Source organism: Nitrospira sp. (genome assembly GCA_024998565.1).
Taxonomy (GTDB): domain Bacteria; phylum Nitrospirota; class Nitrospiria; order Nitrospirales; family Nitrospiraceae; genus Nitrospira_A.
Map to the genome: position 1 here is coordinate 388,217 of JACOEM010000002.1, position 15,132 is coordinate 403,348.

At 52.7% G+C, this 15,132-nt stretch carries 13 protein-coding genes; all 13 read left to right on the forward strand.

Going from position 1 to position 15,132, the window contains the following annotated elements; genetic code table 11:
• Positions 1–4 precede the first annotated feature (4 nt).
• The 13 genes from H8K11_05430 (at position 5) to H8K11_05490 (ending at position 15,130) form a co-directional block, all read left to right on the forward strand.
• Positions 5–913 (forward strand): glycosyltransferase, encoded by a 909-nt coding sequence (locus H8K11_05430; protein MCS6263181.1) that lies wholly within the window; start codon positions 5–7, stop codon positions 911–913.
• Between the two features lie 68 nt (positions 914–981).
• A complete protein-coding gene (locus H8K11_05435) occupies positions 982–2,145 on the forward strand; it encodes a glycosyltransferase family 4 protein (GenBank protein ID MCS6263182.1) in 1,164 nt (387 codons plus the stop codon).
• Positions 2,146–2,269: 124 nt separating this feature from the next.
• On the forward strand, positions 2,270–4,114 hold the full coding sequence (locus H8K11_05440; GenBank protein ID MCS6263183.1) for a carbamoyltransferase: 1,845 nt from the start codon (positions 2,270–2,272) through the stop codon (positions 4,112–4,114).
• 36 nt (positions 4,115–4,150) lie between these two features.
• On the forward strand, positions 4,151–5,161 hold the full coding sequence (locus H8K11_05445; protein ID MCS6263184.1) for an SDR family oxidoreductase: 1,011 nt from the start codon (positions 4,151–4,153) through the stop codon (positions 5,159–5,161).
• 52 nt (positions 5,162–5,213) lie between these two features.
• The gene (asnB, locus tag H8K11_05450; protein ID MCS6263185.1) at positions 5,214–7,106 is read left to right on the forward strand and encodes an asparagine synthase (glutamine-hydrolyzing); all 1,893 of its coding nucleotides are present in this window, start codon (positions 5,214–5,216) and stop codon (positions 7,104–7,106) included.
• Between the two features lie 280 nt (positions 7,107–7,386).
• Positions 7,387–8,658, forward strand: coding sequence for a glycosyltransferase (locus tag H8K11_05455; protein ID MCS6263186.1), 1,272 nt, complete (start codon positions 7,387–7,389; stop codon positions 8,656–8,658).
• A 19-nt stretch (positions 8,659–8,677) separates the two neighbouring features.
• Positions 8,678–9,715, forward strand: a complete 1,038-nt coding sequence (locus tag H8K11_05460; GenBank protein MCS6263187.1) for a FemAB family PEP-CTERM system-associated protein — start codon at positions 8,678–8,680, stop codon at positions 9,713–9,715.
• Complete coding sequence (locus H8K11_05465) at positions 9,712–10,989, forward strand: DegT/DnrJ/EryC1/StrS family aminotransferase (protein MCS6263188.1); 1,278 nt, start codon at positions 9,712–9,714, stop codon at positions 10,987–10,989. The genes H8K11_05460 and H8K11_05465 overlap by 4 nt, the downstream gene beginning before the upstream one ends.
• 60 nt (positions 10,990–11,049) lie before the next feature.
• Complete coding sequence (locus H8K11_05470; GenBank protein ID MCS6263189.1) at positions 11,050–12,189, forward strand: glycosyltransferase family 2 protein; 1,140 nt, start codon at positions 11,050–11,052, stop codon at positions 12,187–12,189.
• A gap of 62 nt (positions 12,190–12,251) precedes the next feature.
• Complete coding sequence (locus H8K11_05475) at positions 12,252–12,647, forward strand: sxtJ (protein ID MCS6263190.1); 396 nt, start codon at positions 12,252–12,254, stop codon at positions 12,645–12,647.
• A gap of 16 nt (positions 12,648–12,663) precedes the next feature.
• Positions 12,664–12,816, forward strand: a complete 153-nt coding sequence (locus H8K11_05480) for a hypothetical protein (GenBank protein MCS6263191.1) — start codon at positions 12,664–12,666, stop codon at positions 12,814–12,816.
• 16 nt (positions 12,817–12,832) lie between these two features.
• Positions 12,833–13,891, forward strand: coding sequence for a polysaccharide deacetylase family protein (locus H8K11_05485; protein ID MCS6263192.1), 1,059 nt, complete (start codon positions 12,833–12,835; stop codon positions 13,889–13,891).
• 252 nt (positions 13,892–14,143) lie between these two features.
• The gene (locus tag H8K11_05490; protein MCS6263193.1) at positions 14,144–15,130 is read left to right on the forward strand and encodes an ATP-grasp domain-containing protein; all 987 of its coding nucleotides are present in this window, start codon (positions 14,144–14,146) and stop codon (positions 15,128–15,130) included.
• Positions 15,131–15,132 lie beyond the last annotated feature (2 nt).

Below are 15,132 nucleotides of genomic sequence, written 5' to 3' on the forward strand. Positions count from 1 at the left end.
CCACATGCCCCGCGTATCCGTAGTAGTTCCGACTTATAACTGTGCCAAATTTCTTGGGCGGACTATCGACTCTGCGTTGAGACAGACCTACCGAGATTTCGAAATCATTGTCGTCGATGATGGATCGACGGATGGCACCCAGGCGTTGATAGCGGCCTACGAGGAATCGGTACGGTACGTCTATCAAACCAATCAGGGGGCTTCGGCGGCACGGAATGCAGCCCTGTCGAGAGCGAGCGGAGAACTTATCGCTTACCTGGACGCCGATGATCTTTGGCGCCCCGACAAGTTGTCTCGACAGGTCGAATTTCTTGATGCGCATTCCACCTGCGGATTTGTCCATACAGAGGTGTCGGTAATCGATGAACAGGACACAGTCCTGCACGCCTGCTTCAATCAGGACACCAAGAGACCTATTCCCCAGGGGCAGTGTGTCAGGGATCTGTTGCTGCGGTCTCATATCCAGACGTTGACGGTGGTGGAGCGTCGCACCGCATTTGACGATGCAGGAAAATTTGATCCGCGCCTGCCGGTTGCTCAGGATTATTTGCATTGGATTAGTGTGGGCCTACAGGGGTATGGAATTGGATATCTGCCTGAACCGCTGGGCCAATATCGCTGGAGGGCGGGGAGTCTCATGTCCAGCCAGCGTCGGCTTCTGGGAGATTTTGTGAAGATATACGAAATTCTCTCAACGGAGTATGGTCTTGAACGGTCGCAGGGGCCTGAGATCATGCAACTGGTGAAAGCTCAGCTGTACACAACTCAGCGGCAACTGGCGTATCTTGAGCGACGGGAATGTTCGGGTGCAGTAGCGCGGCAACGGCTTGGTGCCCTAATCCGACAGTGGCCGCTAAATCTGGAGCTGTATATGGACTTCGCCAAGACCTATGTCAGTCGGCAAGTGTCCTGACGGCAACGAACCCTCTGGTTTAATAACGAAAGCGGCAGGCGGTTTGTAGGAGTGGGTGCAATTCAACTATGAACATTATGCTCGTTACCCCCTGGAGACCTTCCCTCACCGGGGGGATCAGTACCGTTGTTGCGCGGTTGACGGGGGAATTTCAGAAGAAAGGTCACAATATCACCATTTTTGTTGCCGACCGCGAGAATCGGCTTCGTCAAATTGAAACACTGGATGAAATCCCAGTCTACGGCATGTATCTCCGGTCGCCTGTCTCTTCGCAGTATCCTCTTCGTGCCATGGTCATGTGTTGTATTTGGTTTCCGATTACGATGGTACAACTCATCTGGCTGGCTAAGAAGAAACAGCTGGATGCAGTGTTAATTCAGTATCCGCTTCCTGCGATGTTCTATTTTGGGATATTAAAGCGTGTATTCGGAGGAACTCTGCTCATCACCTATCAAGGAAACGATGCGCATGACTTATGTCTATGGGATCGGCGAGAACAACGATTGGTTCGGTTCTTATTGGAGAAGGCTGACCTGGTGTTGGGCGTCTCACGAACGCTCCTGGCCAAAGTTGAATCAGTTTTGCAGGGCGTCCAGCTTAGGCGCAGTCGACAGCTTCCCAATGGCGCACCGCTAGACGTTATCCGGTCGGTGGAAGCAGGTGAGGCGGGTTCTGATCTGCCTCCAGACTATCTTTTGACCGCTGGACACCTGATTCAGCGGAAGGGGATAGACCTCGTGATCGCCGCATTGCGGGAAGCGAAAGAGCGGGGTGTGGTGTTGCGGCTTGTTGTTGCAGGTGATGGACCGGAACGGGAAAATTTGATACGCCAGTCACGCGACCAGGGCGTGTCAAGTCAGGTGCGATTTTTGGGCAATCAATCCCATAGGCAGGTACTCAGTCTGATGAAGACGTGCCTTGCTTTTGTGCTGGCCTCGCGAGCAGAGGGGATGCCTTTGGTCATCGCAGAGGCGATGGCATGTGGGAAGGCTGTCATTGCGAGCAATATTGACGGTGTACCAGAAATTGTTCATGACGGCACAACCGGAATTCTGGTGCCGGCAGAGGATTCTGGAGCTCTCGCAACAGGCCTGATCCGGTTGTGTTCTGACGTAGCTTTTCGGGAGACTCTCGCTAAGCAGGGAAAAGAGTGGGCCTGTCGAGAATACAACTGGGAAGCAATTGCACATCGATACCTTGGCTTCATCGAGGAGTGCCAGGCCCACCGGTAAGTATCATGATAATAACCATCTCAGTAGAAGCCGGGGCTACCCCCTCTCACAGAGTACTGTGGGATTGCTTAAACGGTGCTAGATTAGTGCAGAGACACATTTCTTTTACAGGCGGGGAGTCGCGATGAATATTCTTGGTATTTCTGCCTTTTACCACGACAGTGCCGCATGTTTGGTGCGCGACGGGGAAATCATTGCCGCGGCTCAGGAAGAGCGCTTCACGAGGAAGAAGCATGATCCGGGGTTTCCTCATAAAGCCATCGACTACTGTCTTCGTGAAGGACAGATAGAGCTCAAAGATGTGCGGCACCTCGTCTTCTATGACAAGCCGCTGGTGAAGTTTGAGCGATTGCTAGAAACCTATCTTGCTTTTGCGCCTAGGGGTGTTCAATCTTTCGTGGCTGCCATGCCGGTGTGGTTGAAAGAGAAGCTTCTGTTGAAGAGTTTACTGCAGAAGGAATTCCTCCAGCATGCCCCGGACTTGACGACATCTTCCCTGCCACAGATTTTGTTTTCCGAGCACCATGAATCCCATGCGGCATCGGCTTTTTTCCCTTCTCCCTACGAGAGAGCGGTGGTTTTGTGCATGGACGGGGTTGGGGAGTGGGCTACTACGTCGGCGTGGCTTGGGCAAGGGAACACGTTGACGCCACTATGGGAAATTCCTTTCCCTCATTCCATTGGACTGCTGTATTCCGCCTTCACGTACTATACGGGTTTCAAGGTGAATTCGGGCGAGTATAAGGTAATGGGTTTGGCGCCCTATGGCGAGCCGAAGTATGTGAAAGCGATTTACGAACATTTGCTGGACCTCAAGCCGGATGGAACGTTCCGGCTCAACATGGATTATTTCAATTATTGCACCGGACTGACGATGACCGGCGGCAAGTTTGATGATGTATTTGGGGGGCCACCTCGCAAACCTGAATCCAAGCTGACGCAGCGGGAGATGGATTTAGCTCGTTCAGTTCAAGAAGTGACAGAAGAGGTCATGCTACGTCTGTCGCGGACGCTCCATCGAGAGACCGGAGTAGACTATATGTGTATGGCCGGTGGTGTGGCGCTGAATTGTGTCGGGAACGGGCGTATTCTTCGGGAGGGACCCTTCAAGGGTCTCTGGATACAGCCTGCTGCAGGCGATGCCGGAGGTGCGTTAGGTGCTGCATTAACTGCCTGGCATCAGTATGAACAACAACCGCGCAAGGTGACTTCCGGCAAGGATGGTATTAAGGGATCATATTTAGGTCCCTGTCATACCAACGAGGAAATTGAAGCCTATCTGAAAAAGGTTGATGCGCCGTATGTCAGGCTCGATGAGAATCAACTCTATGCCCGTGTAGCCGAAGAACTTGCTGCAGGGAAGGTCGTGGGTTGGCTACAGGGACGAATGGAATTTGGACCTCGGGCATTGGGAGGCCGTAGCATACTAGGCGATGCGCGCAATCGGGACATGCAGTCTGTGATGAACCTTAAGATTAAGTATCGGGAATCGTTTCGGCCCTTCGCACCGTCGGTCTTGCGCGAACGAGTCTCCGACTATTTCGTCCTCGATGCCGACAGCCCCTATATGCTACTCGTAGCTCCTGTCGTAGAAGAACGACGTCTTCCTGTGAGTTCCGCGCAAGATGGATTGTGGGGGATCGAACTGTTGAATATCCCGCGGTCTGATATTCCCGCTGTGACTCACCTTGACTACTCAGCGCGGATTCAAACTGTCCATCAGGACACAAATCCACGCTACTATTCGTTGCTAAAAGCTTTTGAAGCAAAGACGGGGCATGCCGTGTTGGTAAATACTTCCTTCAATGTGAGGGGGGAACCAATTGTCAGCACGCCGGAAGATGCCTATCGATGTTTTATGCGAACGGAAATGGACGTGCTCGTGCTGGAGAATTGCGTGTTGCTGAAAGGCGATCAGAAGCCGCTTGAAGGCGATTCTGATTGGAAGAAAGAGTTTGAGCTCGACTAACCAGTAAGATAGTGAATACGAAGGAGGAATTGGTTCATGCGAATTCTGATTACGGGTGGAGCAGGGTTTCTCGGTAGTCACTTATCCGATCTGCTGATTGGGCAGGGGCATGATGTGATTGCGCTGGATAATTTGATCACCGGACGAGCGGAAAATATTTCTCACCTGATCGGAAATCCGAAATTCAGCTTTGTGAAATACAACGTGTGTGACTATTTGCATGTCGATGGGCAATTGGACGCGGTAATGCATTTTGCGTCCCCGGCGAGCCCTCAGGATTATCTTGAGATGCCCATTGCGACTTTGAAGGTGGGGGCCTTGGGAACACACAAGGCGTTGGGATTGGCGAAAGCCAAAGGGGCCCGGTTTCTATTGGCGAGCACCTCTGAAGTCTATGGCGACCCGTTGCTCAATCCTCAACCGGAAACCTACTGGGGTAATGTGAATCCCATCGGCGCGCGGGGGGTCTATGATGAGGCGAAGAGATTTGCTGAGGCTATGACGATGGCCTATCACCGATATCATGGAGTCGACACAAGAATCGTTCGGATATTCAATACGTACGGCCCCAGGATGAGGCCGAAGGATGGTCGGGTCGTCTCGAATTTCATCGTACAGGCCCTTCAGGGAAAACCGCTGACGGTCTTTGGCGACGGCTCCCAGACACGTAGCTTTTGCTATGTCGATGATTTGGTTCGTGGTATCGTGGCGTTATTGATGGTGAAATCAGACAAGTCTGTGGCGGAACGCACTGATCGTACGAAGTTCCTCACTCAGAAGCCCGACGCTATCCTGGACAGCATTCATGATCCGGTCAATATCGGGAATCCACGAGAACTTACGGTTCGTGGTATTGCTGAGATCATTCTGAAAATTACCGGTTCCAAGAGTGTCATCGAAGAGCGTCCGCTCCCAGCAGATGATCCGAAGGTTCGTCGGCCTGATATTACGAGAGCCAAGAGTCTCTTAGAATGGGAACCGAAAGTAGAACTCGAAGATGGTATTCGGAAGGCCACGGAGTACTTTCGCCAGGTTATTGCGAAGTAATGGGTGTCCGGTGACGCTAGGCTAGAAAGGGCAGGGGTGGCAGATAGTTATTATGTGTGGGATTGCAATCGTCATAGGGCTGAATGGTCGCCCCATCGAGCGAGTGGCCGTTGAACGGATGGCCAAAAGTTTGCTTCATCGGGGCCCCGATGACGGTGGCATCTATCTGGATGGTGCTGTCGGAATGGGATTTCGTCGTCTTTCGATTCTTGATTTGTCAGAAGCGGGCCATCAGCCCATGGTCAGTGAGGATGGGCAGTATGTGCTGGTCTTCAACGGCGAAATCTTCAATTATGTCGAACTGCGATCGGAACTTCGTCAATTGGGGTATCAGTTTCGGTCCAGTGGGGACAGCGAGGTCCTGCTTGCGGCATATCGTGAATGGGGTCGTGAGTGCTTGTCCAAACTCAATGGGATGTGGGCGTTTGTGATCTATGATCGTCGACATCGGCTGATTTTTGGCTCGCGCGATCGATTTGGTGTCAAACCGCTGTACTACAGCCGTACCTCCGATGTGATGCAATTCGCTTCGGAGATTAAGGCGTTGCGAGCATCTGGCTATCAGCCGGGTGAGATCAATTGGCGGACTGCGGCCAGGTTCCTGTTCGAGGGTCGATTGGACAGCCAGGTTGAGACGTTCTACCAAGGTATCGAGCAGATTCCTCCGGGCAGCGGGTTTGAACTGACGCTGGATGGCACCTGGCATCAATGGTCTTTTTGGTCGCTTGATGAGTTGCCTCCGAGTGCATCCAAGAACCCTGCAGCGACGTTTGCGGAGCTGTTTGAAGATTCGGTTCGAATTCGAATGCGAAGCGATGTTCCAGTGGGAGTATGTTTGTCCGGGGGACTTGATTCGACAGCGATTATTTGTGCAGCAGCTCGTCAGCGAGGTGAGACGGCTGCTGGGCAGTCCGAATCTCTCCAGGCTTTTTGCTATATGGCAAAGGAGTTCGACGAGTCGAAATATATTACCGACACGTTGACTCAAACCCGAGCGCAACTCAGGCAACTCGAAACTAGTCCCGCAGAGCTATGGAGTGACTTGCGACAACTTCTCTGGTTTCAAGACGAGCCGGTGCACACGATGACTGCCGTAGTGGGCTACCAGCTCATGCGTCTAGCTGCCTCCCATGGAATCCGTGTTGTATTAAACGGACAGGGAGCTGATGAGACCATTGGGGGCTATTCCAGTTATTTCCAGGACTATTGGGTATCACTTCTTCGACAAGGGCATGTGCGAGAAGCGTGGCAGGCTGTGACCGCCTATACAGAGGCTCATGGCGGGAATTCGCGTCAACGTCTTGCTGCGGCTGCTGTCCGGTGCCTCTCATGGGAAATGTATAAAGTGAACGCGTACCGTGGTTGGGCACTGGCTCGGCGCCAGGCACGTCTCCGTCAAAATCCGTGGTTTACGGATGACCTCACCAAACATTTTATCAACGAAGATGTCCCCCCGACGTCTATGACCTTGTCGAACTCATTGAAGCAGTCAGTTGTTTCCGCGCCGTTGCCTCTGTACTTACGGATTGAGGATCGCAACTCTATGGCACACTCGGTGGAAGCGCGGCTTCCTTTTTTGGACTATCGCCTGGTCTCATTCGTGTCGGGCCTTTCCGATGACTGGAAGATACGTGGGCCCTGGAATAAATATGTGCTTCGAGAAGGCATGAGGGGTCGGATCCCAGAGTCAGTGCGATCACGTGTGGACAAGATGGGTTTTCCCACTGCCAGTAAGAAGTGGTTTGCGCATGATCTCTATGAGCCGCTTCGCGATATTCTTGGGAGTCGGGTTGTTCGGGAGCGAGGTATCTACAACGTTGGTGCATTGACGGCGGATTTGGAGCGTCACCACCGAGGAGAATCAGACTTCGCCAATAAGCTATTCCACGTTGCGGAATTCGAGATTTTTTCAGATCTCCTGCGTCATGATTCCGGTCTCGCATAGCTGTTAAGTGTTCTGGTGAGTTCCGTTAGACATTGGTGTCTGTTCGGTTGCGGGATGGCCATGTTTCTGAACTCATCGTTTCCCCACATTGTGATCCCAGGCGTGTTCGCCAGCTTGCCGAAGGTCTATCCAACCAACGTCGCCACGTCGGGGGACAGATGGTGAGTCTGTGAAGCGAGTCCTCATAGTCGCCTACTATTTTCCGCCAGTTGCGGCGAGTGGTGCGATGCGCCCGCTTGGTTTCTGCCGAAATCTACCGACATTTGGATGGCAACCTCACGTGCTGACAACGTCTCCGGAGTGTGTCTATCCGGCGCACCAAGTTGATGAGAAGCTTGGTGAACGTGTGCCGGGGACGGTCGGCGTGACTCGTGTGCCCTATACCGATCGCCTTCAGCAGATGTTGCACTATCGCGACGTGGTCCGGGGGATGCTGAAAGGACAAGTGGGGCAGAATAAGACGGTGAAGATTCAATCAAACCAAGCGCCTTCTTCGCCGCCTCAATCAGAGACCGATCGTTCAACGCTGAAAGGTTTTCTGCTGGATTGGGCATTTGCATTTCCGGATCGCCAATGTGGCTGGCTCGGGGAGGTTGTGCGCCATTTTCAGCATTTCGACGAAAATCAGATTCCGGACGTGGTTTTTGCAACGGGTGGGCCTTGGACAAGTTTTTTGGTCGGCTCAATCCTTGCCAAGCAGTTCAATCGGCCACTGGTGCTGGATTATCGCGATCCATGGAATTGTAACCCCTATTATTCTTTTAGTTCTCGGATGCTTACTAGGAAATCACAAGTGGTTGAGGCAAGAGTGTGCCAGGCCGCTAGTCATGTCATCGCCAATACCGAGGAACTTCGTGAGAGACTCATTGCGGAATATAGCGAGCTCCGAGATCGCTGTACTTGGATCCCCAACGGGTTTGATCGAGACGTGTTGCCTCTCGGGAAGATCCCTGCTGAACAAGTGGATGCTCCCTCCTCCTCGGCAGGATACGAACTGTGTCATTTCGGGACGGTCTACGGGAAGCGGACTCCGCGTGTCTTACTGCAGGCAATATGGGAGTTGTTTCAAGAGGGTCGATTGAAACCCGACGCGATCCGATTGCGTTTCGTCGGCGGGTGGGACTCGACCGATCTGGAGTGTGAGCGATATGCCGCAGAGCTCGAGAAACACTCGTTTTTGCGGCGCGAGCCGCCGATCCCGCACAGCCTGTGCCTGATGGAGATGCAGCGATCCAGCGTGCTGTTGGTGCTTCAACCGGACTCCCCGTTGCAGGTACCGGCAAAAATCTACGAATATGTTGCGACTGGTCGTCCGCTGCTATTGATCGGTGGGGAGGGTGCAACCGCCGATTTAGTCACTCGGCATGCCTTGGGTATCAGTAGTCCGAATCAGCTGGCGGCGATCAAACGGCTTCTCGACGAGCTGGCAACCGGGGTGCGAAAACTTGTTCGGCCTGACGTGACGCGTGTGAACCGGTTCGATTATCGATCGTTGACAGGAGAATTGGCGGCTGTACTCGATGCGGCCGTCGGGGCGAAGGAACGTTCCTAGTGTTGGCATTATGAGTACGATGGTCTCTTCAAGACTTGGCCGAACCGATGCCGAAATCCTCGCATGGGAAAGTTATGTTCTAAGTTCTCCCCTCGCGTCGGCATACCATCAGTGCGGCTGGCGGCGGGTGATTGAGGAGGCCTTTGGGCATCCAACATACTATCTGCTGGTGCGGGGGAGAGACGGCGAACCGCAGGGCGTTCTGCCGCTGGTGTTTCTGGCCAGCCGAGGGTTTGGCCGTTTCCTCGTATCCCTGCCGTTTCTAAATTACGGCGGCGTAGTTGCGAGTTCATCGGAAGCATATCGTCTGCTTGAAGCGCATGCTGTTGAGCAAGCTCGGGAGCTGAATGCGGACCATATCGAGCTTCGACATCAGGCGTTGATGGATACTTCTTGGGTGTCCACCGAACGAAAAGTGTCTATGCGGCTTCCGTTGCCGAGCACGTATGAGCAGTTGGTAAAAGGATTTCCCTCCAAATTGCGAAGCCAGGTTCGTCGGGCTCAAAAAGAAGGCATGACGGCCCGGGTAGGGGGAAGTGAGTGCCTCGATGAGTTTTACACTGTCTTTTCTCGATGCATGCGCGATTTAGGGACGCCGGTTTATGCGAAGGGATTCTTTGCAAAGATTCTTGAGGTGTTTCCGAAGGAGGCGCGCATCTGCATCGTTTCTCATGGGCAGACGCCGGTTGCTGCAGGTTTTCTCTATGGATTCCGTTCTTCGCTGGAGATTCCCTGGGCCGCGTCCGACAAGCGGTTCAACAAGCTGGCTCCAAACATGTTGCTCTATGGCACGGTGTTGGAATTTGCCTGTCAGCAAGGGTTTCAGATTTTCGATTTTGGCCGCTCGAGTCCCGATAGCGGAACGTATCGATTCAAGGAGCAGTGGGGAGCTCTGCCTCATCAGCTGTACTGGTACTATTGGATGAAAGATGGGCACGCAGTTCCTCAACTCAACCCGCAGAACCCTAAATATGCTCTTGCAATTCGTCTGTGGCAGCAACTGCCTGTGGTTGTCGCCAACGTGCTTGGGCCCCACATTGTGAAACATCTTCCATGAAAGTCCAGCGAACGCTTCCTCCATCGGCTGCACCGATCGAATGGCAAGACCTCTTGGAGGGGTTACTAGGTCTTGTGCATTCGGAAGCGGCAGTTGAGCGACTGCAGGATGACTTTCGCCAGCACTTCGGTGTGAAACATGTGTGGTTTGTGTCATCGGGAAAGGCCGCTCTCAGTCTTATTCTCAGCGCACTGCATGGTCTGTCCGGTCGCAATAAGGTGGTTCTTCCGGGATATACGTGCTTTTCTGTGCCGTCGGCTGTTGTTCGTGCTCGACTGTCGGTGGCTCTATGTGACGTGGATCCGGTGTCGTTGGATTTCGATTTTGGAAAACTTTCCACAGTGGCTGATTCGAGTGCCTTGTGTGTCTTGGTCACCCACCTGTTGGGAATTGGTGTTGATGTCCCCCGGGTCGTGGATCTGTGTCGTCAACGGGGCATTTTTGTCGTGGAGGATGTAGCGCAGGCGTTTGGCGGTGAACGCGCGGGAGTACCGTTCGGGTCGATGGGTAATGTCTCGTTTCTCAGTTTTGGGAGAGGGAAAAATATTACCTGTGGTTCAGGAGGCGCTATTCTTACGAATGAGGATCGAATAGGAGAAGCCTTGGCTCGTGAATATGCGCTGCTTCCCCAAGTATCGCTGATCGATATGTTAAAGAATTGGCTCGAGGTCGCGGTTACGAAGGTGTTGATCAACCCTGCGCTCTATTGGCTCCCGGCTGGACTTCCGTTTCTAAAGTTGGGGGAGACAAAGTTTTACACGGATTTTCCCATCGTGCGTCTGGACCCAATCCGTGCCGGATTGTTGCGTCGCTGGAAACGTCGGCTCGCCAATTCGACCACCAGTCGAGTGATGCATTCCGAACAGATGCTCCGCTCGTTGGCTCGATCGAATGTGCAGACTATCAAACCCTCTGGGCAAGGACAGTCAGTGTATCTGCGATTGCCCGTGCTGATGCGTTCGAAGCAGGAAAAGGATGCAGTATGTCGTGCCTCAGCCGATCAGGGGCTGGGAATCAGTCCCTTGTATCCATCGTCACTTCAGCAGATTGTTGAGCTTCGTGACACCCTCTCAAGTCAGGATGTGCCCCAGTCCACTCTGATCGCAGAGCGGCTTGTGACGCTTCCAACGCATGAACTGGTGTCAGGTGATGATATCGATCGGATTTCCAGTGCCATTCAAGCGGCTCAGCGCGTTGGCGGTGCAGCCACGGTTCCTCCTCAGGATTTTACGAGCGGGCAACCTCAGGCTCCTGCGCTGCCCCGGATAACTTAATCGCTTGGCTGATGGGGGGGGTGAGCGGCGGTAGAGTGGTCACACGGTAGGACGCTAATGATGTGGTTTATGGAATGGATATTCTGGGGCTCGCTGGTATTCATGTTTTATTCCTATGCCGGATACCTGCTCGCGTTGCTCATCCTGTCTTTTTTTAGAAATCGACCGGTGCTGGTTGGCGATATTCAACCGCGGGTTTCGTTTGTAATAACCGCTTACAATGAAGAAGCCCGCATTAGAGAGAAGATTGAGAACAGTCTCCAGCAGCAGTATCCCCCTGAGTGCCTTGAAATTGTTGTGGCCTCTGATTGTTCGTCGGACCGTACCGATGACATTGTGCGATCGTACGCAGCTTCCGGTGTGCGCCTCGTGCGTGCGCAAGAGCGAAAAGGCAAAGAAGCGGCTCAGAAGCTGGCGGTCAGCCAGACAGACGGAGAGATACTGGTATTCTCCGATGTCGCTACGACCTTGCCTCCTCAAGGTATTGTCAATATCGTGAAGTCGTTCAACGATCCCACCGTCGGCTGCGTCAGTAGTGTGGATCAGTTTGTGGATGCCCAGGGCAATCTCAGCGGGGAGGGCGCGTATGTCAAGTATGAGATGCTGCTGCGTCAGTTGGAAACGAAGGTGAATACCTTGGTCGGCCTTAGCGGCTCATTCTTTGCCGCCAGGAGGACTGTCTGTAGTCCTTGGGCAGACGATCTGCAAAGCGACTTTAATACATTGCTGAATTCAATGAAGGCCGGACTACGTGGTGTCTCGGATCCGGCGAGCGTGGGCTATTATAAAAACTTGACTGATGAGAAGAAGGAATATCAGCGTAAGGTCCGGACCGTTCTAAGGGGAATCGCGGTGTTGATGCGAAGCCTTCCCATGCTCAATCCGTTTCGGTACGGTATCTTTGCCTGGCAGCTCTTCAGCCACAAGCTATGCCGATGGTTGGTGCCATTCGCGATGATTGGTATGCTGGCTTCGAATATTGTGTTGGCAATAGATTCGGGGTTATACCGGATTCTTCTGCTGGGACAGGTCCTATTTTATGCCATTGCGGCAGCCTATGCTGGCTGTAGTTGGATGCCAAAGAGCAATGTGTTTCGGTTGCCTTCGTTTTTTGTTCTTGTGAACCTTTCGATCATCGACGCCTGGGTGCGGTATTTTCGGGGAGATCGGGTGTTTCGTTGGGAGCCGTCTAAACGTTGAGCGAGGGTGGGCAGATCGATCAGCCGGTCGCGTAGGAAAACATAGTTACAGTGAGGTACTGAATGGATACGATGGTTGAAAAGAAGGAGTTGCGAAACTTTGGGTTGATTGTTGGTGGTGTTTTCATTCTGATCGGCGTCTGGCCTATGATTCGTTATGGTGAGGGGATTCGTCTATGGGCCATCGTGCCGGGGGTACTGTTAGTTCCATTGGGATTAGCCGCGCCGACCATTCTTGTGCCTCTTTTCAAAGTGTGGATGAAAGTCGGCCACGTGATGGGATGGATTAACACCAGGATCATTTTAGGGATTCTGTATTTTGGACTCATCACCCCGATGGGGGTGATCATGCGGATGTTTGGTTGGGACTCCATGCGAAGAGCGCTAAGGCGAGATGCCGAAAGTTATCGAGTCGTGCGGCAGGCGAGGCCACGCAACCACATGACCAGGCAATTTTAAGCAAACGGAGGGCGATATGGGCGAGTTCCTAACAGAGCTGTGGGCCTTTATGAAAGAACGTAAAAAATTCTGGCTGCTGCCGATTATTGTGATGCTCGTGCTATTGGGCAGCTTGATCGTGCTGACGCAAGGATCAGCGGTGGCTCCGTTTATCTATACGTTGTTCTAATTACTCAGTTGTTGAGATGAACTTCTCGCTGGGACGGTTAAAAAAAACAATTCGCTTTGCGGTAGCAGGGACATTCCACGCTTCATCTATCTATCGATGGCGTCATCGAGGCAAGGTGGCGGTGCTAATGTATCACCGCGTGCTGACCAAAGATGAAGTTGCTCGTTATCCGGTTCAGCCGGGAATGTACGTGCTCGACAGCGTATTTGCTCAACAGATGTCTTTTGTAAGGCGTAATTTTACGGTGCTGTCGCTCCAGGAACTTCTGGATCTGTGGCAACGGGGCGAGTGGAGTGCCCATGCGCGGTATTGCGTGATTACCTTCGATGATGGCTGGTTGGATAACTATCGCCACGCGTATCCAGTTTTGAAGCAGCTGCGTATGCCCGCGACGATTTTTCTTCCCACTGACTATGTGGGAAGGAACGAGTGGTTTTGGCCTGATCAACTGGCGGTTTTGTGTAAAGTTGTGGCGGATCGGAAACAGCGTCAGGAACCTCTGGCAGCGGTTGAGGGTGTGTTGTCCGGTTTCCTGGGTGAAGATGCTTCTCGGTTGGTTGAAGCGTCGGTTCGCCAAGAGCAACTAGGGGACGAAATTATCGAGCGCTGTAAGCATTTGCCGATAGAGCGCATCCGAGAATTGGTGCAGGCGTTGGCTGCAAAAGTACGAGTGACATTACCGCTGGATCGGGTGATTGTAAATTGGGACGAGGTGCGTGAAATGTCTCGGGGAGGGGTGTCATTCGGTTCCCACTCCTGCACACATCGTATTATGACGACCATCACATTGGACGAGGTTTCCGAAGAGCTTGTGAGGTCAAGGCAGGTTCTTTTTGATCAGGGTGTCAACTTTGTGCCGGTCTATTGTTACCCGAATGGGAACAGCGACGCTTCCATTGAGGATCTGGTTAAAGCTCATGGATATGAAGCTGCAGTGTCAGTGCGAATGGGCTTCGAAGGGAACTGCCCAGAAAATAGGTATGCCATTCGCCGGATAGGAATACACAACGACATATCGGACACCATCCCGCTTTTTTCTTTCCGATTGTTCGGTCCCCAACCGAGTTCGGTGTAGGTCGACAAGGGCAATGGATATGAGAGGAATCGCTTTGGGGCGGGAATACTTGTGAAAGTATTGATTACTGACGGAAATGAGCGGGCTGCGCTTGCGGTCACCAGGGCACTGGGAGGTGAGCAAGTAGAGGTGATTGTTGGGGCAGAGTCCCAACGGTCTCTTGCAGGTTCCTCGCGTTACTGCCGACAGAGCATTGCCTATCCGTCTCCTTATCAAGAACCTGAACGTTTCATCGCCACATTAATGGAGGCCGTGCGAACCCATCGAGTCGATGCCTTAATTCCTTTGTCTGATATTGCCATGCATGTCCTCGGACCAGAGAAGGCTCAATTCGAAAAATATACGCATTTTCCGGCTCCCAGTCCCCAGGCATTTCAAGAAATCTCCGATAAGTATCGATTGATGCAACAGGCTATTACGGAGGGTGTAGCAATTCCCGATACCATTTTTCTCCCTGATGGTCAGGTCGAACGGGTCGTACAGGAAATTGTTGATTTTCCCGTGGTGGTGAAGCCCGGTTGTTCATTGGTGAAAGACGGCAATCGGTGGACAAAAACCAGTGTCTGCTATGCCGAGTCCCGTGAGGAGCTTCTGAGCATCTATCGTGATAAGCCTTATCTTCGGCAGCCCTCGTTGATCCAGCGACGTGTGATCGGTGAAGGCCAGGGGCTGTTTGTGTTGATGCAGGAGGGAACACCCTTGGGGATGTTTGCTCACAGGCGAGTGCGTGAACGGCCTCCCTCCGGCGGAGTCAGCGTATTGCGCGAGAGTATTGCCTTGCCGAAACCCATGGTTGAGGCTACCCTGAAGTTGTTACAGCGTGTGAAGTGGCATGGGGTGGCCATGGTGGAATTCAAAGTAGATGCCGCCACTCAGCGTCCCTTGCTTATGGAAATTAATGGGCGGTTTTGGGGATCGCTCCAGCTGGCTGTGGATGCGGGCGTCAATTTTCCCCTTCACTTACTCAATATGGCAATGGGAGTGCCCGAGACGATACCTGAAAATGGATATCGTGTCGGAGTCAAGTCCCGGTGGTTGCTTGGTGATTTGGATCAATTAGTCATGCGCATCAGGAAGAGTGATCGTGCGTTGAATCTTCCGCCTGGCACCCCATCCAGGCTTCAAGCAGTCCTGTCCTTCTGCCGGTTTTTCGAACGGAATACATTTTATGAAGTTGAGCGTATTGATGATTTCGGGCCTAGTCGGCTTGAGGTCATGCGGTATTTTAAGCTGGCATAGGG

Coding starts and splice junctions, on each gene's coding strand:
- H8K11_05430 (MCS6263181.1), top strand. CDS start 5: ATGCCCCGCGTATCCGTAGTAGTTCCGACTTATAACTGTGCCAAATTT.
- H8K11_05435 (MCS6263182.1), top strand. CDS start 982: ATGAACATTATGCTCGTTACCCCCTGGAGACCTTCCCTCACCGGGGGG.
- H8K11_05440 (MCS6263183.1), top strand. CDS start 2,270: ATGAATATTCTTGGTATTTCTGCCTTTTACCACGACAGTGCCGCATGT.
- H8K11_05445 (MCS6263184.1), top strand. CDS start 4,151: ATGCGAATTCTGATTACGGGTGGAGCAGGGTTTCTCGGTAGTCACTTA.
- asnB (MCS6263185.1), top strand. CDS start 5,214: ATGTGTGGGATTGCAATCGTCATAGGGCTGAATGGTCGCCCCATCGAG.
- H8K11_05460 (MCS6263187.1), top strand. CDS start 8,678: ATGGTCTCTTCAAGACTTGGCCGAACCGATGCCGAAATCCTCGCATGG.
- H8K11_05465 (MCS6263188.1), top strand. CDS start 9,712: ATGAAAGTCCAGCGAACGCTTCCTCCATCGGCTGCACCGATCGAATGG.
- H8K11_05470 (MCS6263189.1), top strand. CDS start 11,050: ATGTGGTTTATGGAATGGATATTCTGGGGCTCGCTGGTATTCATGTTT.
- H8K11_05475 (MCS6263190.1), top strand. CDS start 12,252: ATGGATACGATGGTTGAAAAGAAGGAGTTGCGAAACTTTGGGTTGATT.
- H8K11_05480 (MCS6263191.1), top strand. CDS start 12,664: ATGGGCGAGTTCCTAACAGAGCTGTGGGCCTTTATGAAAGAACGTAAA.
- H8K11_05485 (MCS6263192.1), top strand. CDS start 12,833: ATGAACTTCTCGCTGGGACGGTTAAAAAAAACAATTCGCTTTGCGGTA.